The following is a 2512-nucleotide window of genomic DNA, read 5'->3' as shown; positions in this document are numbered from 1 at the left end:
GTAGAGTAAGCATCCAGCGCCTTTCCACGTTTCTGTGATAGGTTTCCAAATGCTCCTCTCCGAACCGGACTTACACGTCTCCATGTATCCGGCTCTCCATCTGTCATCTGCATTTTATATCTCGCCTTTGTGTCTTTTTAAATGACACTCTTTACAAAGAGCGATTGTTTTACGATTTCTCGCTATCATTTGTTGTTCGAGATATGATTTATTCGACTTTTCCCGAAGGTTTTTCAACCTTTTAACGTGATGCATGTGTATGGTTGTATTGCTTCGTCCACATGATTCGCACGTTTCCGCTTTTATTCGGTCTGAGAGCCTTGTTGTACTCATTGTGTATCTAGTATTTTTTTCAACATCTGTTTGCTCTTTAGAAATTCCGTTTATTCTCGGAAAATTACGCTCGATAAAGTGGATTTGTTTTATACCTCTTTTTGTTTCATATTCCACTGTAAAGCGTCCATTTTTCATATACTTTTTCCGAATATGTTTGGTACGCTTTCTATATTTCGTAGCGAATGTTTTCAACATCGAATAAAACATGAAGTAAGCGAACCTATGCATATGATTACTCACGTTCTCGGCTAGTCGATAATAGTTATACAATCCACGTATTTCACTGTTATACTGGGAAACAATCTCTAAGTCTTCATTTCGTTGAAAGTAATTTCTTGGTTTAGGCTTCCAAGTGCCTTTGGCACTCATTTGGATGGCTTGGTACTTTTGTAACTTATTTACCCATGCTTTATGTGGCATTTTTAATTGGACTTTGCCATTTAACAGTCTTATTTTTCTACCTAATTTATCCGTACGAATTGCTTGGCTTTTGAATATCTTGATTTCATATCCAAGAAACTGAGCTTGTTTATTTGATGCATTTGTTATTAACGTTTTCTCCATGGACAGTTCCAATTTCAACTTATCTTTTAGAAATTTTGCTATTTCTTCTTTTACGTATTGGGCATCCTCTTTTGAACTGATGATTCCTATCAAGAAGTCATCTGCATATCTTACATAAGTAAGTCTTCTATATTCATTGTCCATTTGATCACTGTAAGGCATTTGTGTTAGTTTTTTCTTCAGTACCTTCACTTCTTGCTTCCAGTTTTCGATACTATCAGAGTCTTCTTGTTCATCGGTATTATCAATTTTCTTCTCAAGCCTACGCATTTTACTTCGTACGTTTTCATATTCAGGATTTTTCTTTCGTCTCTTTCCTTGATTGAAGCTGTTCTTAAAAGATTCCATATATACGTCCAATTCATTAAGGTAAATATTTGAGAGTATCGGGCTTATAATACCACCTTGTGGAGCTCCACTATATGTGTTGTGAAACTTCCACTCGTCTAAATACCCCGCACGTAAGAACTTCCAAATGAGTTCTATGAAATTTTCATCGGAAATTTTTCTTCGCAGAATCCCCATTAAAGTATGATGTTCAATGTTATCAAAGAAACCCCGAATGTCTCCTTCTATGAACCATTTACTTCCTGTAAAAGTACGCTTTATTTCTAATAGAGCGCTATGACAACTTTTATTTTTCCGGTACGCGTGTGAGGAATTAGAAAAATTCGGTTCATAGATTACTTCTAAAATCATGCGAATAACTTCTTGCACTAATTTGTCACAGAAGCTGGGTATTCCTAGAGGTCTTTTCTTACCATTTTTTTTCGGTATATAGACTCTTTTGGACGGGTAGGGTTGATAACTCTTGTTTTTCAACACTTCAATGAGCTGTTCTACTTCTTCCATAGAAAATCCATCAATAGACCTTTGGTCTACTCCCATAGTTAATGCACCATCGTTTTTACTTAGATTATTGTATGCCAGTAAAAAGAAATCTGGATTGTAAAGATTTCGATAGAGTCTTGTATATTGATACTTTTTATCGAGACTCTTCTTTCGCAGATTGCTTAATACTACTTTTGGACATTGCATAGTGCCTTTCGCACCTCCCCAATTTGGTAATAAGCTAACAGACTGCCTTCCTTCGCCTTGTACTAGGCTTTCCCTAGCTCTGACTACTATGAAGGCTCCGTTGCCATATCAGATATTCATAAGCCATACTTCTTGACTGTTGGGTCTTAAAGTTATCCTTAATAGCCATTTTGGCATTCTGACGTAGGCAATCCCCATTTAGTAGACAAGGAACTTGCACGTACGATTTCGGATACGACGTTCACACGTTTCTTCTATATAGAAGCGGGCAACAGATGACCTTATTCATGTAGGATGACATACACTATCCTCATGACATCTGTTAAATCTCGTTCGTAAGCATCTTCCAAGATTAGTTACGGTGGCCTCCCTTGTGCTATCGTTCAAGCAGTCTAGCTTTTATCCTTATTCGTACTTTATATCTCGCCGTTCAGTCGTGGCTTGATGCTTAGCCAACTTACGGCTTTCTTGGCATGCTGTTGTCCCCCTTCAGTTTCCCTCCAAGGTAAACCAAGTGATACTAGGTCATGTAAGGTTAACCTAACGGCTTGCAATCACCGTTTTTCCTTGCCCC

At 37.6% G+C, this 2512-nt stretch carries 1 protein-coding gene; it reads right to left on the bottom strand.

Annotated elements, in window-relative coordinates:
• Window positions 1-114: 114 nt before the first annotated feature.
• Window positions 115-1938, bottom strand: a complete 1824-nt coding sequence (locus ACTFR3_RS30455; protein ID WP_440045175.1) for a reverse transcriptase domain-containing protein — start codon at window positions 1936-1938, stop codon at window positions 115-117.
• Window positions 1939-2512: the final 574 nt, after the last annotated feature.

It is taken from the genome of Bacillus cereus group sp. MYBK14-1, assembly GCF_051916885.1.
GTDB classification, from domain to species: Bacteria; Bacillota; Bacilli; order Bacillales; family Bacillaceae_G; genus Bacillus_A; species Bacillus_A cereus.
Note: the sequence above shows the minus strand (reverse complement) of the source record. Positions and strands in the feature narration are given on the sequence as shown.

Bases quoted from the DNA above. Each gene is read 5' to 3' on its own strand.
- ACTFR3_RS30455 (WP_440045175.1), bottom strand. From the start codon at position 1,938: ATGCAATGTCCAAAAGTAGTATTAAGCAATCTGCGAAAGAAGAGTCTC.